Source organism: Caulobacter sp. 05L422, assembly GCF_056397765.1.
Genome location: NZ_JBFTOB010000005.1, coordinates 106,687 through 128,698, shown reverse-complemented (window position 1 = coordinate 128,698; position 22,012 = coordinate 106,687). Strand labels below are relative to the sequence as shown.

The 22,012-nt window shown below is 69.8% G+C and carries 21 protein-coding genes and 1 other RNA gene; 15 read left to right on the top strand and 7 right to left on the bottom strand.

From position 1 onward, the window contains the following. Position 1 precedes the first annotated feature (1 nt). Genes AC1DMQ_RS07050 through AC1DMQ_RS07030 form a run of 5 tightly spaced genes read left to right on the top strand, consistent with a single transcriptional unit; the run spans position 2 to position 5,795 of the window. Positions 2–715, top strand: a complete 714-nt coding sequence (locus tag AC1DMQ_RS07050; RefSeq protein ID WP_477032839.1) for a CpaD family pilus assembly protein — start codon at positions 2–4, stop codon at positions 713–715. Further along, positions 715–2,298: a CpaE/TadZ family protein gene (locus AC1DMQ_RS07045; RefSeq protein WP_477032838.1), complete on the top strand. Its 1,584-nt coding sequence runs from the start codon at positions 715–717 to the stop codon at positions 2,296–2,298. Before AC1DMQ_RS07050 ends, AC1DMQ_RS07045 begins: the two co-directional genes overlap by 1 nt. A gap of 3 nt (positions 2,299–2,301) precedes the next feature. Continuing rightward, positions 2,302–3,828, top strand: coding sequence for a CpaF family protein (locus tag AC1DMQ_RS07040; protein WP_477032837.1), 1,527 nt, complete (start codon positions 2,302–2,304; stop codon positions 3,826–3,828). Between the two features lie 3 nt (positions 3,829–3,831). Continuing rightward, a complete protein-coding gene (locus AC1DMQ_RS07035) occupies positions 3,832–4,812 on the top strand; it encodes a type II secretion system F family protein (RefSeq protein WP_477032836.1) in 981 nt (326 codons plus the stop codon). A gap of 11 nt (positions 4,813–4,823) precedes the next feature. Next, a complete protein-coding gene (locus AC1DMQ_RS07030) occupies positions 4,824–5,795 on the top strand; it encodes a type II secretion system F family protein (protein WP_477032835.1) in 972 nt (323 codons plus the stop codon). Here the strand turns inward: AC1DMQ_RS07030 and AC1DMQ_RS07025 are convergent. The 3 genes from AC1DMQ_RS07025 to AC1DMQ_RS07015 all read right to left on the bottom strand — a co-directional run bounded on the left by AC1DMQ_RS07025 (position 5,764) and on the right by AC1DMQ_RS07015 (position 10,219). Next, positions 5,764–7,149 (bottom strand): PepSY-associated TM helix domain-containing protein, encoded by a 1,386-nt coding sequence (locus AC1DMQ_RS07025; RefSeq protein WP_477032834.1) that lies wholly within the window; start codon positions 7,147–7,149, stop codon positions 5,764–5,766. The two genes, AC1DMQ_RS07030 and AC1DMQ_RS07025, sit on opposite strands and share 32 nt — an antisense overlap. Before the next feature lie 8 nt (positions 7,150–7,157). Beyond that, positions 7,158–9,263 (bottom strand): TonB-dependent siderophore receptor, encoded by a 2,106-nt coding sequence (locus AC1DMQ_RS07020; RefSeq protein WP_477032833.1) that lies wholly within the window; start codon positions 9,261–9,263, stop codon positions 7,158–7,160. 125 nt (positions 9,264–9,388) lie between these two features. Continuing rightward, positions 9,389–10,219 (bottom strand): tetratricopeptide repeat protein, encoded by an 831-nt coding sequence (locus AC1DMQ_RS07015; protein WP_477032832.1) that lies wholly within the window; start codon positions 10,217–10,219, stop codon positions 9,389–9,391. 87 nt (positions 10,220–10,306) lie between these two features. Here AC1DMQ_RS07015 and AC1DMQ_RS07010 point away from each other — a divergent pair, with 87 nt between their 5' ends. Together AC1DMQ_RS07010 and AC1DMQ_RS07005 are read left to right on the top strand one after the other, a co-directional pair. Further along, complete coding sequence (locus AC1DMQ_RS07010; RefSeq protein ID WP_477032831.1) at positions 10,307–11,728, top strand: leucyl aminopeptidase family protein; 1,422 nt, start codon at positions 10,307–10,309, stop codon at positions 11,726–11,728. Next, positions 11,725–12,555, top strand: coding sequence for a C40 family peptidase (locus AC1DMQ_RS07005; RefSeq protein ID WP_477032830.1), 831 nt, complete (start codon positions 11,725–11,727; stop codon positions 12,553–12,555). The genes AC1DMQ_RS07010 and AC1DMQ_RS07005 overlap by 4 nt, the downstream gene beginning before the upstream one ends. Positions 12,556–12,559: 4 nt before the next feature. Here the strand turns inward: AC1DMQ_RS07005 and AC1DMQ_RS07000 are convergent, their stop codons facing one another. Together AC1DMQ_RS07000 and AC1DMQ_RS06995 are read right to left on the bottom strand one after the other, a co-directional pair. Further along, positions 12,560–13,069, bottom strand: a complete 510-nt coding sequence (locus AC1DMQ_RS07000) for a thioredoxin family protein (protein ID WP_477032829.1) — start codon at positions 13,067–13,069, stop codon at positions 12,560–12,562. A 184-nt stretch (positions 13,070–13,253) separates the two neighbouring features. Then, the gene (locus AC1DMQ_RS06995) at positions 13,254–13,934 is read right to left on the bottom strand and encodes a c-type cytochrome (RefSeq protein ID WP_477032828.1); all 681 of its coding nucleotides are present in this window, start codon (positions 13,932–13,934) and stop codon (positions 13,254–13,256) included. 157 nt (positions 13,935–14,091) lie between these two features. On the opposite strand from AC1DMQ_RS06995, the gene AC1DMQ_RS06990 reads away from it, so the two are divergent. From AC1DMQ_RS06990 to AC1DMQ_RS06980, 3 genes are all read left to right on the top strand, one after another. Further along, positions 14,092–14,847, top strand: coding sequence for a 3-deoxy-manno-octulosonate cytidylyltransferase (locus AC1DMQ_RS06990; protein WP_477032827.1), 756 nt, complete (start codon positions 14,092–14,094; stop codon positions 14,845–14,847). Then, entirely contained in the window at positions 14,844–15,692 is an 849-nt protein-coding gene (locus AC1DMQ_RS06985) for a prephenate dehydratase (protein WP_477032826.1), read from the top strand. The genes AC1DMQ_RS06990 and AC1DMQ_RS06985 overlap by 4 nt, the downstream gene beginning before the upstream one ends. 113 nt (positions 15,693–15,805) lie before the next feature. Further along, complete coding sequence (locus tag AC1DMQ_RS06980) at positions 15,806–16,225, top strand: MAPEG family protein (RefSeq protein WP_477032825.1); 420 nt, start codon at positions 15,806–15,808, stop codon at positions 16,223–16,225. A gap of 168 nt (positions 16,226–16,393) precedes the next feature. On the opposite strand, the gene nudC is transcribed toward AC1DMQ_RS06980, so the two are convergent. Beyond that, positions 16,394–17,332, bottom strand: a complete 939-nt coding sequence (gene nudC, locus AC1DMQ_RS06975; protein WP_477032824.1) for an NAD(+) diphosphatase — start codon at positions 17,330–17,332, stop codon at positions 16,394–16,396. A gap of 153 nt (positions 17,333–17,485) precedes the next feature. Here nudC and ffs point away from each other — a divergent pair. The 5 genes from ffs to recR all read left to right on the top strand — a co-directional run bounded on the left by ffs (position 17,486) and on the right by recR (position 20,993). After that, positions 17,486–17,578, top strand: an RNA gene (ffs, locus tag AC1DMQ_RS06970) — signal recognition particle sRNA small type. A 96-nt stretch (positions 17,579–17,674) separates the two neighbouring features. Continuing rightward, entirely contained in the window at positions 17,675–19,528 is a 1,854-nt protein-coding gene (locus AC1DMQ_RS06965) for a DNA polymerase III subunit gamma/tau (RefSeq protein ID WP_477032823.1), read from the top strand. A 58-nt stretch (positions 19,529–19,586) separates the two neighbouring features. Then, on the top strand, positions 19,587–19,916 hold the full coding sequence (locus AC1DMQ_RS06960; protein WP_477032822.1) for a YbaB/EbfC family nucleoid-associated protein: 330 nt from the start codon (positions 19,587–19,589) through the stop codon (positions 19,914–19,916). Positions 19,917–19,938: 22 nt separating this feature from the next. Beyond that, positions 19,939–20,391, top strand: a complete 453-nt coding sequence (locus AC1DMQ_RS06955) for a nuclear transport factor 2 family protein (RefSeq protein ID WP_477032821.1) — start codon at positions 19,939–19,941, stop codon at positions 20,389–20,391. Then, positions 20,391–20,993 carry a recombination mediator RecR gene (gene recR, locus AC1DMQ_RS06950; RefSeq protein WP_477032820.1) on the top strand — a complete coding sequence of 201 codons (603 nt, stop codon included), beginning with the start codon at positions 20,391–20,393 and terminating at the stop codon, positions 20,991–20,993. The genes AC1DMQ_RS06955 and recR overlap by 1 nt, the downstream gene beginning before the upstream one ends. Before the next feature lie 58 nt (positions 20,994–21,051). Here recR and AC1DMQ_RS06945 read toward each other — a convergent pair whose 3' ends face one another. Then, positions 21,052–21,921: a Rossmann-like and DUF2520 domain-containing protein gene (locus AC1DMQ_RS06945; RefSeq protein ID WP_477032819.1), complete on the bottom strand. Its 870-nt coding sequence runs from the start codon at positions 21,919–21,921 to the stop codon at positions 21,052–21,054. Positions 21,922–22,012: the final 91 nt, after the last annotated feature.

Here is a 22,012-nt window from a genome sequence, read left to right as displayed (position 1 = left end):
CATGACGCGACCCAATCCTTCTTTGCATCAAACGGTCTTGAAACTGGCCGCCGCCGGCCTGGTCCTGGCGTCGCTGGCGGGCTGCGCCTCGCCGGGGGGCGGTCCGGAAACGGTCGCCGCCGCGCGCACCGAGACCGCCCAGTGGGCCAATCGCGTCCACGTCGACGCCCAGCCGGACGAGGTCCTGCTGGTCCTGCACGCCGAGGGGCTGTCGGCCAACCAGAACCGGGCCCTGGACGAGCTGATCGGCCGCTGGCTGGCCGCCGAGGGGCGCGAGATCGTGGTCAGCGCTCCTACCGGCGGGACCAGCGGCGAGGTCGCCGGCCGCATGGCCGTGGCCGCCCGCCAGCGCCTGATCGCCATGGGCGCGCCGGCCGCCAAGGTCCGGGTGATGGGCTATGACGCCGCGGGCGCGCCGGGCGCGCCGCTGAAGGTCGGCTTCCTGCACTACGTCGCCCAGGTTCCGCAGTGCGGCGGCTGGGAGAACATCACCGCCACCCGCAACAACACCGCCTACGAGAACTTCGGCTGCGCGGTGACCGCCAACATCGCCGCCCAGGTGGCCAATCCCGAAGACCTGCTGACCCCGCGTCCCGAGGGTCCGATCGACTCCGGACGCCGCGCGACCGTGCTCGACAAGTACCGTCGGGGCGAGGTCACCTCCTCGGCCAAGGACAGCCAGTCCAACGGCATCGTTTCGAAGGCTGTCAACTGATGGTCACGCGCAACGATCACGACCCCTTCGACCTGGGTTTCGAGGCCGACGACGATTTCGCGGCCCCCGGGGCCGCCCCTGGGGCGGCATTGGGTTCCGACCCGTGGCGCGCCGCTCCGGCGGCGCGTTCGGGCGCCGACGACCCGTTCGCCGACTTCCCGCCCGTGCGTCCCCGCGAAGGCGCCACCGCGCCGTTCGCGGACCTGCCGCCGGCCGCCCCGCCCTATACGCCCCAGCCGTCGCCGGCTCCGGCCCAAGCCCCGGCTCCGGCGGTCGCGAAATCGATCCCGATCGACGCCGCCGCCCCGGTCGCGCCCGCCGCCTATCCGGTGGGCGGCGCCCAGGCCATGGTGCAGGAAGTCATCGCCGCCGCCGACGCCGACATGGGCGAGGCGGCCGTGCCGCGCATCACCATCCACGCCTTCTGCGCGCGGCCCGAGACCGTCACCCTGGTCGAGGCCGCCTCGGCCGACCGCCGCATGATCCGCGCCTCGACCACGGCCCGGCCCGGCGGGCTGGAAGCCGCGGTCGAGTACTACCAGAACCAGTCGACGCCCTCGCTGGTGCTGGTCGAGAGCCTGGACGCCGCGCCGCGCATGCTGGCGCTGCTGGACGGCCTGGCCCAGGTCTGCGACCCGGGCACCAAGGTCGTCGTCATCGGCCAGACCAACGACATCGCCCTCTATCGCGAGCTGATGCGGCGCGGGGTCAGCGAGTACATCACCCAGCCCCAGGGCCCGCTGCAGATCATCCGCGCGGTCTCGGGCCTCTATGCCGACCCCTCCGCGCCGTTCGTCGGCCGGCAGATCGCCTTCGTCGGCGCCAAGGGCGGCGTCGGGTCCTCCACCCTGGCCCACAACTTCGCCTGGTCGATGGCCGAGCGCGTCCAGGCCGCCACGGTGATGGTCGACCTGGACCTGCCGTTCGGCACCGCCGGCCTCGATTTCAACCAGGATCCGCTGCAGGGCGTGCTCGACGCCCTGAGCCAGCCCGACCGCCTGGACCCGGTGCTGATGGACCGCATGATGGTCCGCTGCGGCGACCGCCTGTCGCTGTTCGCCGCGCCCGGCACCCTGGACCAGGACTACGAGATCCCGGCCGACGCCTTCGAGGAAGTCACCCAGAAGATCCGCGGCGCCGCGCCGTTCGTGGTGCTGGACCTGCCGCACAGCTGGAGCGCCTGGACCCGCCAGGTGCTGATCGCCAGCGACGACCTGGTCGTGGTGGCCACGCCCGATCTGGCGTCCCTGCGCAACGCCAAGAACATCGTCGACCTGGTCCGCCAGGCCCGGCCCAACGACGCCCCGCCGCGCCTGGTGCTGAACCAGGTGGGCGTGCCCGGCCGTCCCGAGATCCCGGTCAAGGACTTCGGCGAGGCCCTGGGCCTGACGCCGTCCCTGGTGCTGCCCTTCGATCCCAAGCCCTTCGGCCAGGCCGCCAACAACGGCCAGATGGTCGCCGAGGTGGCCCCCAAGTCGAAGGCGGCCGAGGGCATCGATCACCTGGCGCGGCTGATCAGCCGCCGCGAACCGCCGGCGCCGCAGAAGACGTCGGTCCTCTCCAGCCTGTTCAAGAAGAAGTAGGGCATGTTCGGCAAGCGCGATCAGGCCGCCGTCCGCACGGAACAGGCGCCGCCGCCCGTCTCCAACGACGGGCCGGCCATCGCCACGCGCCCGCAGCGCGTCGATCCCGCCGCCAATGAATCGGACGCGCCCGCCGCGCCCGCGCCGGCCAAGACCGCAACGCCCGCCAAGGCGGCCGGTCCCCGCGCCACCAACGGCCTGGAGCAGCTGCGCGCCGCCCAGGGCGCGCCGCCGACCACCAACGTGGTCCGCGAGCAGAGCGACTACTACCACGCCACCAAGACCACGATCTTCAACGCCCTGCTCAACACCATCGACCTTTCCCAGCTGGCCCAGCTGGACCTGAAGGCGGCGGCCGAGGAGATCCGCGACATCGTCGCCGAGCTGGTGGCGATCAAGAACGTCTCGATGTCGGTGTCCGAGCAGGAGCACCTGGTCCAGGACATCATCAACGACGTCCTCGGCTACGGCCCGCTGGAGCCCCTGCTGGCCCGCGACGACATCGCCGACATCATGGTCAACGGCGCGCACCGGGTGTTCATCGAAGTCGGCGGCAAGGTCCAGCTGACCAACGTCCGCTTCCGCGACAATCTGCAGCTGATGAACATCTGCCAGCGGATCGTCAGCCAGGTCGGCCGCCGGGTCGACGAAAGCAGCCCGATCTGCGACGCCCGCCTGCCCGACGGCAGCCGCGTCAACGTCATCGCCCCGCCCTTGGCGCTGGATGGTCCCACCCTGACCATCCGGAAGTTCAAGAAGGACAAGCTGACGATGAAGAACCTGGTCGACTACGCGTCGATCAGCCCGGAAGGGGCGCGGGTCCTGGGCGTGATCGGCGCCTGCCGCTGCAACATCGTCATCTCGGGCGGCACCGGCTCGGGCAAGACCACCCTGCTCAACACCATGACCGCCTTCATCGACCCGACCGAACGGGTGGTGACCTGCGAGGACGCGGCCGAACTGCAGCTGCAGCAGCCGCACGTGGTGCGCCTGGAAACCCGACCGCCCAACCTGGAAGGCCAGGGCGCGGTGACCATGCGCGACCTGGTCAAGAACTGCCTGCGGATGCGTCCCGAGCGGATCATCGTCGGCGAAGTCCGCGGTCCCGAGGCGTTCGACCTGCTGCAGGCCATGAACACCGGCCACGACGGCTCGATGGGCACGCTGCACGCCAACAGCCCGCGTGAAGCCATCAGCCGGATCGAGAGCATGATCACCATGGGCGGCTACGGCCTGCCCTCCAAGACCATCAAGGAGATGATCGTCGGCTCGGTCGACGTCATCGTCCAGGCGGCCCGCCTGCGCGACGGCTCGCGCCGCATCACCCACATCACCGAGGTGGTCGGGCTGGAAGGCGACGTGATCGTCACCCAGGACCTGTTCGTCTACGAGATCAGCGGCGAGGACGCCGACGGCAACGTCGTCGGCAAGCACCGCTCGACCGGCATCGGCCGCCCCCGCTTCTGGGACCGCGCCCGCTATTACGGCCTCGAGCGCGAGCTGGCCGAAGCCCTCGACGCGGCGGAATAGGCGATGCTGTTCATCCTCGCCGGCGTCCTCGGCTTCATCACCATCGCGGGTCTCGGCTTCGTGCTGGCCGGCGGCGGCGACGGCGGCTCGGCCAAGACGGTCAAGCGCGCCCAGCTGATCACCGGCGGCGACCGCACCAGCGTGGCCGCCCGCGCCAAGGCCGCCGCCAACACGCCCGACGCCCGCCGCAAGCAGATTCTCAAGACCCTCAAGGAACAGGATCAGCAGAAAAAGAAGGCGTCGCTGACCATCGCCTCGCGCCTGCGGGCCGCCGGCCTGGGCGACAACGTGCAGATGTTCTGGATCGTCAGCGGCGTGGTCGGCCTGCTGGTCGGCGTGGTGCTGCTGGTGCTGCGCCAGATGCCGATCATCGCCCTGGGCGCGGCCTTCGCCGCCGGCCTGGGCCTGCCGCGCTGGGTGGTCGGCATGATGGCCAAGGCCCGCACCAAGAAGTTCACCGAGGCCTTCTCCGACGCCATCGACATCATCGTGCGCGGCATCAAGTCGGGCCTGCCGGTCCATGATTGCCTGAAGATCATCGGCAAGGAATGCCCCGAGCCCCTGGCCGGCGAGTTCCGCATGCTGACCGAGAACACCGGCATGGGCATGTCGATGGAGCAGGCGCTGGAGCGCATGTACGAGCGCATGCCGACCAACGAGCTGCGCTTCTTCACCATCGTCCTGACCATCCAGGCCAAGACCGGCGGCAACCTGGCCGAGGCGCTGGGCAACCTGTCGACCGTGCTACGGGCCCGCAAGCTGATGGCCGAGAAGATCAAGGCGCTGTCGGCCGAAGCCGTGGCCTCGGCCTTCATCATCGGCAGCCTGCCGCCCGGCGTGGTGGCGCTGATCTCGATCACCGCGCCCACCTACATGGCCCCGATGTTCAGCGACCAGCGCGGCCACTTCATGCTGATGATCGCCGCCTTCTGGATGAGCGTGGGCATCTTCGTGATGCGCAAGATGATCAACTTCAAGTTCTAGGGGAGGCGACCATGATCGAGATGCTCACCAATCCCCAGACCCTGTTCAGCGCCTTCATCGCGATCGTGGTGTTCGCCACCATCGTCACCCTGACCTCGCCGATGTTCAGCAGCAGCGGCCTGGAGGGCCGGCTGAAGTCGGTGGCCAACCGCCGCGAGGAACTGCGCCGCCGCTCGCGCGAGGCCATGTCCCAGAAGGGCGGCGGCAGCCTGCGCCACGCCGACGAGGGGATGTACAAGAACGTCGTCGACCGCCTGCAGCTGTCCAAGCTGCTGGAGGACCCCAAGGTCGTCGACAAGCTGGCCCAGGCCGGCTTCCGCGGCCCCAAGCCGGTCTCGACCTTCTACTTCTTTCGCTTCCTGATGCCGTTCGTGTTCGCGGTGGTAACGGCGTTCTACCTCTACGTCGTCAACGACTTCGGCCTGCTGGCGATGCAGAAGATCGCCGCCTGCTTCTTCGCCGTGGCGGCGGGCTACTATGCGCCCAACATCTATATCTCCAACATCGCCCAGAAGCGCCGCGAGTCGATCGTCTCGGCCTTCCCCGACGCCCTGGACCTGATGCTGATCTGCGTCGAAAGCGGCATGTCGATCGAGGCGGCGATCGCCAAGGTCGGGGCCGAGGTCGGCGGCGCCTCGATCGAGCTGGCCGAGGAGCTCAGCCTGCTGACCGCCGAGCTCAGCTACCTGCCCGAGCGGCGCCTGGCCTATGAGGGCCTGGCCAAGCGGACCAACCACCCGGGCATCCGCTCGGTGGTCACCGCCATGATCCAGGCCGAGCGCTACGGCACGCCGCTGGGCACGGCCCTGCGGGTGATGGCCAAGGAAAACCGCGAGCTGCGGCTGTCGGCCGCCGAGAAGAAGGCCGCGGCCCTGCCGGCCAAGCTGACCGTGCCGATGATCCTGTTTTTCCTGCCCGTGCTGTTCATCGTGATCATGGGTCCGGCGATCATCAAGATCCAGGACGTGATGAAGCATAAGTAGGCTCGGGACGCGGCTTGCGCCGCCCCACCCGCGCCTTGCGCTTGCGCAGCCAGATGACCACGCCGGTCACGCTGAGCGCCGCCACGACCACGCCCGTCAGCGAGATCAGGATCCGGCCGGGCACGCCCAGGATCCGGCCCGAGTGCAGCGGGAACTGCGCCTGGACGAAGATGTCGGCCGCCGTGCCCTTCCACGGCTGGGAGTCGCCCAGCAGGGCCCCGGTCTTGCCGTCGTAGTAGAGGTAGGGCGGGCCAACGCCCGCCGCGCCGTGATCGCCGCCGGGGTCGTGGAAGGCCACGCCGTAGATGCCGAACTCGGGCGAGTAGAAGGCCCCGCCGGCCGGGGCGGTCCAGCCGCGCTTGGTCGCTTCGGCGCGGGCCCTGTCCAGCACCTGGGCGTAGGTGCGGGTCGCGACGATCGGCGAATTGTGATCGACGGGCGTGCGCTGGTCGAAGGGGCCGGGCGTCACCTTCGAGACCTTCGACATCACCGGATAGAACACCTCGGTATAGAGGTTCAGCGAGAAGGCGGTGAAGGCCACGGTGAACAGCACGCCCCACAGCCACAAGCTGAAGGCCCGGTGGATGTCGAAATTGATCCGGTAGGCGCTGGCCGACGTCTTGATCATCCAGGCCGGCTTCCAGCGGGCCCAGAAGCCCTTGCCGGCCTTGGCTCCGACGCCCTTGCTCTTCTGGCGCGGAGGCAGGGTCAGGTAGAAGCCGACGAAGCAGTCCAGCGTCCACAGGATCGCGATCACGCCCAGAAACCAGATGCCCCAGCGGTCGATGCCCCACATCTCCGGGATGTGCAGGCTGTAGTGGAACACATAGAGGAACGAGACGAAGGTCTCGGTGGTGATCGGCCAGACCGCGCCCCATTCGCGCCGGCCCTGCTCGGCGCCGGTCACCGGGTCGATGAAGACCTGATTGTAGCCGACTTCATATAGCTTGCCGGTCGCCGGATCGCGCTTGCCTTCGACGCCGAACGCCAGGGTTCCGCCCGGCTCGGGGGCCAGCGGCAGGTAGGTGACGTGAACCTGCGGATCGCGCGCCTCGATCTGGCGCGCCAGATCGAGGGCCGGCAGGGGAGGGCCGTCCTTGGCCCCCTCCTGGCTGGATCGGGCGAACATCAGGTGTGGATTGAGCACGTCGTCCAGCTCGTGGTCCCACGAGATCACCGCCCCGGTGACGCCCGACACGAACAGGAAGGCGGCCATGAACAGCCCCACCCACCGGTGGATGAAGGTCATCAGGGGCCGCAAGCTGGGCGGCGCGAACCGGGCGAGGCCCGACCGCGCGGGCGCGGGCTCGGCGGCGGGCGCTGGAGAGGCCAGGTCCTGGGTTCGCGCGTCCATGTCCGTCCTCAGAAGCTGAAGTCGAGGCGCAGCGACACGCTGCGCGGCGCGGCGTAGTACGACTGGTTCCACATCAGGCTGGTCAGGTACGTCTTGTCGGCCGCGTTATCGACGTTGAGCGTGGCGCGCACCGTCTCGGTCAGGTCGACGCTGGCCATCAGGTCGACGATTCCGTAGGCCTCCTGCTCGACGGGGACGATGTCGACCATCGAGACCTTGCTCTGCCAGCGCACCGCCGCCCCGACCTTGAGGTTGCGCAGCTCGGGGAAGGTGTAGGTGGTCGTGGCCTTGAAGGTCTTGCGCGGCAGGTAGGTGCGGGTGGGCTGGTCGTTCTCGCCCTCGACCTTCAGCTGGGTCCAGCCGGCGCTGAGCGTCCACTGGTCGGTCAGCGCGCCGCTGGCTTCCAGCTCGTAGCCGGTCACCTCGGTGTCGATCCCGGCGTAGTAGCTCTGGCCATTGGTGAAGTCGCCGGCGTATTCGGCCAGGTCGCCCTGCTCGGACTTGAACACCGCTCCGGTCAGGTACAGGCGGTGGTCGAACCACTCGCTCTTGATCCCGGCCTCGTAGGCCTTGCCATGCGCGGCGGGCAGGGTCCGGTGGTCGATGTCGACTTCGGACTGCGGATTGAAGATGTCGGTGTAGCTGGCGTACAGCGAGACGTTCTGGGTCAGGTCGTAGACGCCGCCGACATAGGGGCTGATCTTCTCCTCGTCGCGCGGGGTTTCCGTGCCGTAGGAATAGCCCTTCGACTTCAGCTTCAGGGCGTTGAAGCCGGCCACGATCTTGAACTGGTCGGTGACGCTGAAGTGGGCGGCGGCGTAGAAGCGCGACAGGCGATCGGTCTGGTCGGAGGCCTGGTACGGACCTGGATAGGTCGGCTCGGCCGGCTGCTGCGCACCCCACAGGTCGACGGCCGGATAGAGGATCGTGTCGGCCGAGAAGTCCTCCCATTCCTTGCCGGTCGACTTGGAGGTCTGCCCGCCGACCACCAGCTGGTGGGTGCGGCCGAACAGCTGGAACGGACCCGAGGCGTAGGCGTCGAGGATGTAGTTCTCGTACTTCGACGGATAGATGCCGCTCATGCCCTTCACGCCCAGGCCGGTGACCGGGTCGGGATTGTCGTAGGCGTAGAGCAGCTTGGCCTTCTCGTTGAAGCGCTTGTAGGTGCCGGTCGCCTTGATCTGCCAGCCGTTGTCGAACTTGTAGTCCAGCTCGGTGAAGGCGGTCTGGTCCTTGACGTTCCAGTAGGTCCAGTCGGCCGAGGTCGAGGCCGAGCGCGGGTAGTCGACGAGGGTCCCGTCCGAATAGTTCAGCGGCAGGGCGCCCCACAGCACGCCGCGCGAGCGGTTGTCCTGCAGCGAATAGCCGGCGGTGGCGGTCAGCTTGGGCGTGACGTCCCAGGCCACCAGGCCCGAATAGACGTTCCGGTTGACGTGGTAGTGGTCGAGGTACGAACCCTTGTCCTCGTTGGCATAGATCAGCCGGCCGCGCACCGTGCCCGCCTTGTTCAGCGGCCCCGCGACGTCGGCCTCCAGGCGGTAGTCGTCCCACGAGCCGTATTGCAGGGCGCCGCTGGCCTTGAACGTGTCGGTCGGGCGCTTGCGCACATAGTTGACGGTGGCCGAGGGATTGCCGGTGCCGGTCATCATGCTGTTGGCGCCGCGCACCACCTCGACGCGGTCGAACAGCACGGTGTCCAGGTCGCCGAACTGGATGCCCCAGATCAGCGGCAGGCCGATCCCGTCGACCTGGAAGTTGGTGATGTCGAAGCCGCGCGAGTTGTAATAGGTGCGGTCGGTCTCGACCTTCTCGACATTGACCCCGGTCACCTGGGCCAGCAGATCGTGGACGCTGGTCAGGCCGAAGTCGCGGATCCGCGTCTGGTTGAGGATCGTCACCGATTGCGGCGTCTCGCGCAGACTCATGTCCAGGCCGGTCACGGCCGAGGTGCGGGTGCGCGCGCCGGTGACGACCACGCCGTCCACCTGGTTCTCCGCGGTATTGGCGTCGGCGGTCGCGGCGGTCGCGACGTCGTCGGCCAGGGCGGAGCCGCCCCATGACACGGCCGCGACAGAGGCGCCGGCCAGGAGCAGGGCGCGCAGGATCGTGGTCATGATATCCCCTCTTGCGATCAATAATGATTCGCAAGAGCAAGTATCGATGAGGGCAACCGGTGTCAAATCCGGAACGCGGCTCGGCGTTCCGGATCACGTGTCGTCAGTCGGAAACTGGAAGGGTGCTAGCCGCCCGCCTTCACGGCGGTCCACGAGCGGGTCGTGCTTTCCTGGCCGATCGCGGCGCGCAGCCAGGCCAGGTTGTTGTCGACCGACTCCGGCGGCAGATCCTGGCGGGCCAGTTTCTCGGCCTCGTCGATGCGGCCTTGCAGGCCGATGACCAGGGCCAGGTTCTGGCGCACCTGGATGGTGGCGGTGGGCAGGGCGACGGCCTGGCGCAGGGCGGCCTCGGCCCCCTTCAGGTCGCCGGTCGAGGCCAGGTGCATGGCCAGATTGGTCAGCGGGACCGCCTCGGTCGGAGCCAGGGCCACGGCCTGGCGGTGGGCGGCCAGGGCCTCGTCGTCGCGCTTGGCCTGCTCGTAGGCCACGCCCAGCAACGACGGCGGACGCCAGTCGCGCGGTTGCAGGGCGGCGGCCTTGCGGCCCGGCTCGATGGCGTAGAAGCCCTGGCCGCGCGCCACGTTGGCCCGCGCCGATTCCATCAGGGCGTCGTAGTTGTCGGGGACGACGATCAGGATGCGGTCGGCCGCCTCGACCGCCTCGTCATAGCGGCCCAGGGCGCGCAGGGCCTGGGACAGGGCGACGCCGGCCTCGACGTCGCGGGGGTCGCGCTCGGCCTCGGTCGACCAGAAGGCCATGCGGGTCAGGGGATCGGCGCGGCGCATCTCGGCCCGCTGGGCGGGCGTGGCCTTGCGCGGCGCCTCGGGCGCGGCGACGGCCGACGCGGCCGGGGCGGGCGCGGACTTCCTGGCGGCCTGCGCCGAGGACGCCGTCAGCACGCCGACGGCGAGGACAGGGGCGAGAACGGTTGCGAGGAGCGCGCGCTTGCGACACATGAAGAAGGATCTCCCGACGGTCCCGCATCCTCGCGCGGGGCCCTCAAGGAATCGTTAAGCATAATTTCCATCGTTCAGGGCCCGCCCATGTCGGAACCGATCATCGCCTCCTCGTCCCGCTCTCCGGAAGACGGCGCGCCGACGCCCATCCACTGCCTGTACGAGTCCGAACTGGCCGCCTTCGTCGAGGCGCGGCCCAGCTTCGTGAAGGGCTTCGTGGCCCTGGAGGACTTCAAGGCCAAGGCCGGCCAGGTGCTTGTTCTCCCTACGCCGCAAGGGGCGGTGGACCGCGTGCTGCTGGGCCTTGGGACCCGGGACAAGGCCGAGGCCATGCTGTTCCGCGCCCTGCCGGGCCGCCTGCCGGCCGGCGACTACCGCCTGGCGGCCGTTCCCGACCACCTGGACGCCGGCCAGATCGCCTTGGCCTTCGCGCTGGGGGCCTACAAGTTCGACCGTTATCGGCCCCGGACCGGTGACGAACCGCGACGACTGGTCGCGGACGAGGCCGTCGATCTGGACGAGGTCCGCAGCCTGGCCCACGCCTGCGCCCTGGCCCGCGACATGGTCAACACCCCGGCCAACGACATGGGCCCGCTGCAGATCGAGACCATCGCCCGCGAGATCGCCGAGCGCTACGGCGCGACCCTGGACGTGGTCACGGGCGACGACCTGCTGGAAGCGAACTATCCCGCCGTCCACGCCGTGGGCCGCGCCGCCGTCCCGGCCCGCGCGCCGCGGATGCTGGAGCTGACCTGGGGCGATCCCTCGCATCCGCGTCTGGCGCTGATCGGCAAGGGCGTCGTGTTCGACACCGGCGGCCTGGACATCAAGCCGTCCGGCGGCATGCGGCTGATGAAGAAGGACATGGGCGGCGCCGCCCACGCCCTGGCCCTGGGCCGTATGGTGATGGCCGCCGGCCTGCCCGTGGCGCTGAGCGTGCTGGTCCCGGTGGTCGAGAACGCCATCGCCGGCGACGCCATGCGGCCCGGCGACGTGCTGGCCACCCGCTCGGGCCTGACCGTCGAGGTCGGCAACACCGACGCCGAGGGCCGGCTGATCCTGGCTGACGCCCTGACCCGGGCCGGCGAGCTGGAGCCGGTGCTGACCATCGACATGGCCACCCTGACCGGCGCGGCGCGCGTGGCGCTGGGGCCGCAGGTCATCCCGTTCTACACCCCCGACGACGACCTGGCCCTGGAGATCGAGGAGGGCGCGCGTGTCGCCTCCGACCCGGTGTGGCGCATGCCGCTGTGGGACGGCTATCGCGAGGCGGTCGAGAGCGACATCGCCGACCTCAAGAACGATCCCGACGGCTGGGCCCAAGCCGGGTCGATGACCGCCGCCCTGTTCCTGCAGCGCTTCGCCCCGACCACCGGCGCGTGGGTCCATTTCGACATCTTCGCCTGGAACCCCAAGGCCCGGCCGGGCTTCGTTTCCGGCGGCGAGGCCCAGGTGATCCGGGGGCTGTACGGCATGCTGAAGTCGCGTTTTCCGAAGGCCTCCGCATGAGCGATCCACGCCTGACCCTCGCGCGCCCCGACCTGGCGGACCTGGACCTGCAAGGCCTGGTCGCCGCCGAGCGCTACGAAGCGCCCAGCCTGCGCCAGGTCGCCGTCCCGACCGCCGCCCTGCGCAAGGTCGCCCATCCGATGGCCGAGCAATGGGACCAGCTGCTGTTCGGCGAGCTGTTCCGGGTGCTGGAGGTGAAGGACGGCTTCGCCTGGGGCCAGGCGGCGCGCGACGGCTATGTCGGCTTCGTGGCCGAGGACGACCTGGCCGCTCAAGGCGCGCCGGCCACCCATCAGGTGGCGGTCCCGCGCACCTACGCCTTCGCCGAGCCGAACATCAAGTCGCGGCCCGTGGGCCTCTATTCGCTGAACGCCCTGACCGCCATCGAGGCGACCGAGGGCCGGTTCGCCAAGGGCGAGGGCACGGGCTGGTTCGTCGCCGGCCATCTGGCGCCGATAGGCGTCGCCCTGACCGACTATGTGGCCGTCGCCGAGGGCTATCTGGGCGCGCCCTATCAGTGGGGCGGCCGCGAATCGCTTGGCCTGGACTGCTCGGGCCTGGTGCAGCAGGCCCTGGCGGCCTGCTGCCGGGCGGTCCCGCGCGACACCGATCTGCAGCTGGCCTTCTTCGCGCCCATCGCCGAGGCCGACCGCCGGCGCGGCGACCTGGTGTTCTGGAGAGGCCACGTGGCCGTCCTGCTGGACGCCGACACCATCCTGCACGCCAACGCCCACCACATGGCCGTGGCGGTCGAACCCCTGGCCGAGGCGATCGCCCGCGTCGAGGCGGCGGGCGGCGGACCGGTCACGGGATGGCGGCGGCCCTAGTGGGCTACTTCGGCCACTGGGCCAGCCAGTCGACGATCGACTGCGGGGTCATGTGGCGGGCGTCGGTCAGGGCGAAGAAGGCGCCTGGATTGACCAGCTTGCCGTTGCCGTCGACCACCAGGAAGCTGGGCACGCCCTTGAGCTTGTCGACGCCGTAGCGGGCCGGGATCTGCATGTTCTTGTCGTAGCGGCCGACGTTCACCGTCACGACCTCGTAGTGCTTGTCGACCCACGGCTTGACGTCGGGCTGCTCGATGACGCCGGCGAAGATCCGGCAGTCGGCGCACCAGTTGCCGCCGAAATCGATCAGGGTCAGCTTGTGGGCCTTCTTGGCGCGCTTCAGCGCGGCGGCGACGTCGGCCTCGGCGTCGGCCGCCTCGTCATAAGGGTAGGGCGGGGTCGGCAGGTCGGCCAGCGACTTCAGGGCCACGGTCGGCGCCTTGGCGGCGAAAGCCGAGACGGGGGCGGCGATCAGCATCGCGGCGAGAGAGGCGGCCAGCAGGCGAGCGGTCATGATCGAACGGTTCCGGTGAAGCGGTACGGTTCGATACTCTACTCACGGAATGGGAAAAGGCCGCAAGGCCAGCTTTGCTGCAGGCGGCCTCACGGCGCCTGCAAACGGGGCAAAGAAAAAGGCCGCGAAGCGAACTTCGCGGCCTTTTGATCTTTCGTCGCGCCTGGGCGCCTTATGGAGCCGCCTAGTGGGCGGGCGCGGCGGCCGGGGCGGTGGCCGGGGCCGGAGCGGTCTCGCCGCCCGAAGCGGCCGTGCCGGCGGCCGGCGCTTCGCCAGCGGCCGGGGCGGCGCCCTCGGCGGCGGGAGCCGCGCCAGCCGGCTTCGGCGCCGGAACCGGCAGCTTGGAGCCCAGGCTGTGCAGGTAGGCGATCACCGCGATGCGGTCTTCCTGCTTCTTCAGGCCGACGAAGGTCATCTTGGTGCCCGAGATGTACTTGCCCGGCGCCTTCAGGAACTGGTCGATATGGTCGTAGTCCCACACCGCGTTCTTGCCGCCGAACTCGGTCATGGCCGGCGAATAGGCGAAGCCGCCGTGCGAGCCGGGCTTGCGGCCCAGGACGTCCCACAGGTCGGGGCCGGTGCCGTTGGGGCCGCCTTGCTCGAAGCTGTGGCACGAGGCGCACTTGGCGGTGACGGCCTTGCCGGCTTCGATATTGGCCGGAACCAGCAGCACGCTGCCCCAGTCGGGCGCGACCTCGGCCACGGCGCCGCCGGGACCCGCTTCCTCGGCGACGGCGATCTCGTAGCCCGGCTTTTCCAGCTCGTGCTTGGCGAAAACGATGTCCGACGCTTCCTTGAGACCGAAAATGATCAGGCCCGTCATAAGGACGCCGCCGAAGATCTTGTTGAACGTCAGGTCGCTCATCTAAAGCCTTACCAGCCTCTTGGGGGCCGTCTGACGACAGGCCCGAATCCGCGCCCGGAGGTTTCCCCCGTGCGCTCCATGTTGCGCTCGCGTCTCTTACACGCTACCGCCCGGGGCGCAACCGGGCAGCAACGGTTTTGACCCGCATCGGCCTTTCATGAACCCCATCGTCGTCATTCCGGCCCGCATGGCGGCCACCCGGCTCCCCGACAAGCCCCTGGCCGACATCGGCGGGGTGTCGATGATCGTGCGCGTGCTGCGCCAGGCCCAGGCTGCGGGAATCGGTCCGGTGGCCGTGGCGGCGGGCGACATCGCCATCGTCCACGCGGTCAAGAAGGCCGGCGGCCAGGCGGTCCTGACCGATCCGGACCTGCCGTCGGGCTCGGACCGCATCCTGGCCGCCCTCGAGGAGCTGGACCCCGAACGCCGCCACGACGCCGTCATCAACCTGCAGGGCGACATGCCGTTCGTGCAGCCGTCGGTTCTGAGCGCCTGCGCCGACCTGCTGAGCGCCCATCCCGGCTGCGACATCGCCACGGTCGTCGCGCCCGAGGCTTCGCCCGCCGACCGCACCAACCCCGACGTGGTCAAGGCCGTGCTGGCCATGGAGCAGGACGGCCTGTCGGGCCGGGCGCTCTATTTCACCCGCTCCACCCTCTATGGCGACGCGCCGATCTGGCGGCACATCGGCATCTACGGCTATCGCCGCGCCGCCCTGGAAGCCTTCAACGCCGCCCCGCCCTCGCCGCTGGAGAAGCGCGAGAAGCTGGAGCAGCTGCGGGCCATGGAGCTGGGCCTTTCGCTGCGCGCCGCCGTGGCCGCCGAGGCCCCGATCTCCGTCGACAACCCCTCTGATCTAGAAGCGGCCCGCGCCTATCTGAACACCATTGGGGCGACCGGAAAGACAGCATGAGCATCCTCAAGAAGATCGCCTTCCAGGGCGAACCCGGCGCCAACAGCCACGAGGCCTGCCGCACCTATTTTCCCGACTACGAGGCCGTGCCCTGCGCCACCTTCGAGGAGGCGTTCGAGGCCATCAAGACCGGCGCCTGCCAACTGGGCATGATCCCGATCGAGAACTCGATCGCCGGCCGCGTGGCCGACGTGCACCACCTGCTGCCCGCCTCGGGCCTGAAGATCGTCGGCGAGCGCTTCAAGCCGATCCGCTTCCAGCTGATGGCCAACAAGGGCGTGACGCTGGAGACGGTGAAGATCGCCAGCTCGATGCCGATCGCGCTCAGCCAGTGCCGCCACAGCCTGAAGAAGCTGGGCCTGGCCCACGAGAGCGCCGGCGACACGGCGGGAGCCGCCAAGGCCCTGGCCCTGAAGCCCGACCCGACCCGCGCCGCCGTGGCCCCGGCCCTGGCCGCCGAGATCTACGGCCTCGACATCCTGGCCCGCGACATCGAGGACGAGCGCAACAACACCACGCGCTTCCTGGTGATGACGGCCGAGAAGCACCCCGAACCGCCGCCGTTCACCCACCGCTGCGTGACCAGCTTCGTGTTCAAGGTCCGCAACCTGCCGGCCGCCCTCTACAAGGCGCTGGGCGGCTTCGCGACCAATGGCGTCAACATGACCAAGCTGGAAAGCTACATGGAGGGCGGGGCCTTCACGGCGACCTTCTTCTACGCCGAGGTCGACGGCCGTCCCGAGGACCGCCCCCTGGCCCTGGCCTTCGACGAGCTGAAGTTCTTCTCGGACAAGTTCGAGGTGCTGGGGGTCTATCCGGCCGATCCGTTCCGCGACCGGGTTTGAATCCTTCTCCCCCTGCGGCAGAGGGATAACGTCACGGCAAGCTTCGCTAATCGGACGTTCGGCGCCTAACCTCTCCGCCAAGGTTCCAGCAAGGGGCCGGGGAGGGAATGACGATGAACACTCTGATCGCGCCTGTGATGGTGCTGGTGGCCTGGTCGCTGCTGATCTGGCTGTGGATGTACGTCCACCGGCTGCCGGCCATGAGCAAGGCCGGGCTCAAGCCGCAGGACGCGGCCTTTCCGGGCAGTTTGAACGCCCTGCCCGCGCCCGCCCGCCAGGCGGCCGACAACTACAACCACCTGATGGAGCAGCCGACGATCTTCTACGCGGCGGCCCTGGCCATCCAGGTCGCCGGCCACGGCGACGGCCTGGCGGTCCACCTGGCCTGGGCTTTCGTGGGGTTGCGGGTGCTGCACAGCCTGATCCAGATCAGCGTCAACATCGTGCTGCTGCGCTTCCTGGCGTTCTCGTCCGCGACGCTGGTGCTGGCGTGGATGGTCGTGCGGGAGCTGGTGAAGCTGTTCGCCGGCTGAGGCTGAACCCATCAAGGCCCTCCCCCCGTGGGGGAGGTGTCGGCGTAGCCGACGGAGGGGGGAGTGACTGGCGGGCGGCCGAATTCCGGATCTTCGATCCTAGAACGCCCCCCACCGATCGCTGCGCGATCGCCTCCCCCACAGGGGGAGGGCCTGTAATCCCTGCGCCTACCCCTCCGCCCAGGCCTTGATCAGCTGGTGGGCGATCGCCAGCGGCGGGGGGGCGAAGAAGCCTTCCAGCTCGCCGGCGATCAGGGCCTTGGCCTCGTCCTTGGTGAACCACTTCACCGCTTCCAGCTCGGTCTGGTCGGGGGCGGCGGTGTCGCTGTCGACGTCGGCCATCAGGCCCATCATCAGCGACGAGGGCCAGGGCCAGGGCTGGCTGGAGTGGTAGCGAACCGCTGTGGCGGTCAGGCCGGCCTCCTCCATCAGCTCGCGGGCGCAGGCCTCCTCGATGGTCTCGCCGGGCTCCAGGAAGCCGGCCAGGGCCGAATACATGCCGGGCGGCCAGCCGGCCTGGCGGCCCAGCAGGCAGCGGCCGTCGTGCAGGGCCAGCATGATCGCCACCGGATCGGTGCGCGGGAAGTGCTCGGCCTGGCAGGACGGGCAATGGCGCTTCCAGCCGCCGTCGCTGACCGCCGTCTCCTGGCCGCAGTTGCTGCACCACTTGTGCTTGCGCCGCCATTCGAACATCGACTTGGCGGTGGCCAGGATGCCGGCGTCGGGCGGCGGCAGGGTCAGGGCGACGCCGCGCAGCTCCTCGAACCGGCCCAGGCCCTGCAACGGCCCCTCGGCCGGATCGGCCCCGCCCTCCAGGTCGACGGCGAACACCGCGATGTCCTTCCACAGGCCCAGGAACAGCAGCCGCTCGGGCGTGGCGGCCAGGTCCTTGGCCATGTCCGCGCGCAAATAGGCGATCTGGGCGCCCGCGACCTTGCCCTCTTCGCCGACGAGGTCCTCGACCAGGGCCTTGCCGTTCCAGATGGCGACCGCCAGCGAGTGCGGATCGTCGGCCTTCTCGGCCAGCCAGGCTTCGTCGCCCCGGCGCTCGCTGGCGCGGTCGAGCGGATTGCCGGCGAAGATGTTGGTGATGATCGAAAGGGCCATGGCGAATCTCTAGAGCATTTTCGAGCGATGTGGATTCCGGTTCGCGCGAAGAAAATGCGGCCCGGCGAAAACCTGCATCCGCGACGAAGAGTCGTCACGCCTCCGGAGCTTGTGTCTTGCATCCGTCTCAATGAGTCGCGATATAGGCCTTGGAGATCGGCGACGGGCGGAGTCCTCGCCAACCTGGTCAGGGCCGAGAGGCAGCAGCCACAACGAGTTTCGCTCCGGGTCGTCTGCCGGTCTCCACCTTTCCCCACATTCTCGCCGGTTCTTTGGCAGCAATGGGCCCTCAAGCACGGGCCGAGCCTTTTGCTGCGCCCTTCGGCGCACTACACTCACGCCATGGCCGACCACGACGACCTCACGACCGATTCCGCGCCGCCGTGGGATGAAGACGCCCCCGAGCGCGACGAGAACACCGCCGACATCTTCGGCGGTCCGCCGGCGGAACCGACTCCGCCCGTCGTCGCGACGCCGCCCGCCGAGCCGAAAGCCGCCCCGGTCGCCGAGACGCCTAGCGATCCCGACGCCGCCTACACCGTGCTGGCGCGCAAGTACCGGCCGCGCACCTTCGAGGACCTGATCGGCCAGGAGGCCATGGTCCGCACCCTGGCCAACGCCTTCGCCACGGGCCGCATCGCCCACGCCTTCATGCTCACCGGCGTGCGGGGCGTCGGCAAGACCACGACCGCCCGCCTGCTGGCCCGGGCCCTGAACTACGAGACCGACACCGTCCACCAGCCGTCGGTCGACCTGACCGTCGACGGCCGCCACTGCAAGGCCATCGTCGAGGGCCGGCACATGGACGTGCTTGAGCTGGACGCCGCCAGCCGCACCAAGGTCGACGAGATGCGCGAGCTGCTGGACGGGGTGCGCTACGCCCCGGTCGAGGCGCGCTACAAGGTCTACATCATCGACGAAGTGCACATGCTGTCGACGGCGGCGTTCAACGCCCTGCTGAAGACGCTGGAAGAGCCGCCGCCGCACGCCAAGTTCATCTTCGCCACCACCGAGATCCGCAAGGTGCCGGTGACGATCCTGTCGCGCACCCAGCGCTTCGACCTGCGCCGGGTCGAGCCGGACGTGCTGGTCAAGCACTTCGCCAAGATCGCCGCCAAGGAAGGGGCCAAGGTCGAGGAAGACGGCCTGGCCCTGATCGCCCGCGCCGCCGAGGGTTCGGTCCGCGACGGCCTGTCGCTGCTGGACCAGGCCATCGTCCAGGGCGAGCGCGGCTCGACCGTCACCGCCGCCGTGGTCCGCGACATGCTGGGCCTGGCCGACCGCGGCCAGACGATCGCCCTGTTCGAGAACGTCATGAGCGGCAAGCCGGGCGACTCGCTGACCGGCTTCCGCGCCCTGTGGGGCTTCGGCGCCGATCCGGCGGTGGTCATGCTGGACCTGCTGGACCACTGCCACGGCGCGTCGGTGGCCAAGGCCCTGGGGCCGGACGCCCTGTCGATGCCCAAGGAGCAGGCCGCGCGCCTGACCTCGATCGGGGCCCAGACCTCGGCCGGGACCCTGTCGCGCCTGTGGCAGATGCTGCTGAAGGCCCACGAGGAAGTGCGCCGCGCGCCCGACGCCATGGCCGCGGCCGAGATGGCGATCATCCGCCTGTGCTACGCGGCCGACCTGCCCGGTCCGGAAGAAGCCCTGAAGGCCCTGCGCGACGGTCAGCCGGTCGGCGGTGGTCCCGGCGGAGGAGGCGGCGGTTCGATGGGCGGCGGCGGAGGCGGCGGGGCCGTCAACGCCCAGGCCCGGGTGATGGCCGCGCCGGCCGCCCAGGCCGCGCCGACTCTTGCCTCGTTCGAAGACGTCGTGAAGCTGATCGCCGAGAAGCGCGACATCGGCCTGCGCCTGGACGTCGAGCAATATGTCCGCCCGATCAGCTTCCGGCCTGGGGCGATCACCTTCGAACCGGCCCCCGGCGCGCCCGGCAACCTGGCCGGCCGGCTGGTGCGGGCGCTGAAGGAATGGACCGGCCAGCCCTGGCTGGTGGCCGCCGAGGGCGGCGGCGGGGCCGAGAGCCTGCTGGAACGCCAGAAGCGCGAGGACCGCGAGGAGCTTGCTTCGATCCGAGCGGACCCGTTCGTGGCCTCCGTGCTGGACGCCTTCCCCGGCGCCGAGATCGTCGAGGTCCGCAAGATGATGACGCCCGAGGCGCCGCCGATCGAGCCTGATGAAGTCGAGGACCTCTAGGGTCCCTATATCCGTCTTCCCGGCCAAGGCCGGAATCCCACGTTATGGAGCTTGAACCATGAAAGACCTCGGCGGCCTGATGAAGCAGGCCCAGGCCATGCAGCAGAAGCTGGCCGACGCTCAGGCGCGGATCGTCGAACTGACCGTGGAGGGGACCGCCGGCGGCGGCATGGTCACCGTCACGCTCAAGGGCTCGGGCGAGCTGGTCAAGGTGGTGCTGGACGAGAGCCTGGTCGAGCCGGGCGAGGGCGAGGTGATCGCCGACCTGGTCGTCGCCGCCCACGCCGTCGCCAAGTCCAAGCTGGACGCCCAGCGCGACCAGATGCTGCAGGAAGCCGCCGGTCCGATGGCCAGCATGATGGGCGGCTTGCCCGGCATGAAGTTCTAGCCCTTCTCGTTCGGAGACTCCGATGCTCCACCTTCGCACCGCCCCGATCGCCCTGGGAATGTTCGCCCTGGCGCTGACCGCTCCGGGGGCCGCGTTCGCCGCGCCCTTGCCGGCCGACCTGGCCGCCGCCGCCCATGCCTATGACGCGGCCCAGGTGAACGGCGACCGCGCGGCGCTGGAGCGGCTGGTGGCTGACGACTACGTGCTGGTCAACGGCGCGGGCCAGGTCCAGGACAAGGCCAAGCTGATCGCCGACTACGTGACGCCCGGCTTCAAGCTGGACCCGTTCACGATCGAGGAGCCGGTCGAGAAGGTGTTGGGCGACACCGCCCTGCTGGGCGGCCGGGTCAACATGACGGGCGTGGACGGCGGCCAGCGCTTCGCCCTGGTAGTCCGGTTCGTCGACACCTGGGCCAAGCGCGACGGCCAGTGGCGGGTGGTCTATTCGCAGGTCACGCGGGTCGCCAAGCCCTGATGGCCGCCTCCGCGGGACCCGAGATCGAGCGCCTGATCGCGCTGCTGTCCAAGCTGCCGGGCCTGGGTCCGCGTTCGGGTCGGCGCGCGGCCCTGGCCTTGCTGAAGAAGCGCGACACCCTGCTGGCGCCGCTGACGGCGGCGTTGGTCGACGCCCAGGCCAAGGTGCGCACCTGCTCGGTGTGCGGCTCGCTCGACACGTCCGATCCCTGCGCCATCTGCTCGGACGCCACCCGTGACAACCGCCTGCTGTGCGTGGTCGAGGAGGTCGGCTCGCTGTGGGCCATGGAGCGCGGGGGCTCGTTCAAGGGCCGCTACCACGTGCTGGGCGGCCTGCTGTCGGCCCTGGACGGGATCGGTCCCGAAGCGCTGCGGGTCGGCGAGCTGCTGGGCCGGGCGAACGCGAGCGAGATCGCCGAGGTCATCCTGGCCCTGCCGGCCACCGTCGACGGCCAGACCACGGCCCACTACCTGGCCGACCGCCTGGCGCCGACCGGCGTGTCGGTGACCATGCTGGCGCGCGGGGTGCCGGTGGGCGGCGACCTCGACTGGCTGGACGACGGGACGATCGCCCAGGCGTTGCGGGCGCGGCGGCCGGCTTAGGTCACTCTCATTTCAGCCGTCATTCCGGGCCTTGCGCCCGGAATGACGGTGGATGAGGTTAGGTCGTGAGAACTTTCTCCACCCCCGCCAGATTCAGCTCCGGCGTCTTCCTTTGCGCCAATCCCACCGTCCGCCGCCCCAGCGCCTGATAGAGCCCGGCCAAATCCGCATCCACGGCCGAGATCGCCTCGATTTGCGCCTCCACCGTCACGGCGTCCCCCCGCGCGATCGGACCCGTCAGGGCCTGGACCGGTCCGCGGTCCAGGATCGCGGCCAGGGCGTCGCGCAGGATGGGCGTCAGGATGCGCAGGCTGGCCGCCTCGTCGATCGCCGCCGCCGCGTGGCAGTCCAGCGCCGACTGGACCAGGGCCGCCAGGTAGTTCGACGAGAACACCGTCCCCGCGTGATAGAGCCGCCGGTCGACATCCTGCGGCAGGACGACCGGATCGCCGCCGACGGCCGTCACCGCTTTCGCAAGCCGCGCCACGACCTCGGCGTCGCCCTGCAGGGTGCAGACCACCCCGTCGAAGGTGGCGATCTCGCGGGCAGGGTCGGCGAAGGCCTTGACCGGATGCAGGGCCGCGACCGCCGCCCCGGCCTGGCGCAGGGGCTCCAGCGGGGCCAGGTCCCGCGCGCCGCTGCAATGGAAGACGACCAGGCCCGCCGGGTCGACGGTCCGCGCCAGCCAGGCGGCCGTCTCGTCGATCGCGCCGTCGCCGACCGAGATCATGACCACGTCGCCCGCCTCGATCGCGATCGGATCGGCGAAGGTCAGGGCCTGGCCCTGGCCGATGAAGCCCCGCGCCGCCTCCACGCGGTCCAGGTCTCGCCCGATCAGGCCGGCGATCTCGAAGCCGGCGCGGTCGTGGAGCAAGCGGCCCAGGGTCCGGCCGACCGCGCCCGGTCCGATGATCCAAAGCCGGGACATGAAGGACCTCTCTCGTAGCGAAGCCGAGGGTCTAGACCGCCCGCGCCCGGATTTCGAGGCCGCGCGACCTTACTTCCTAGAACCGGCGACT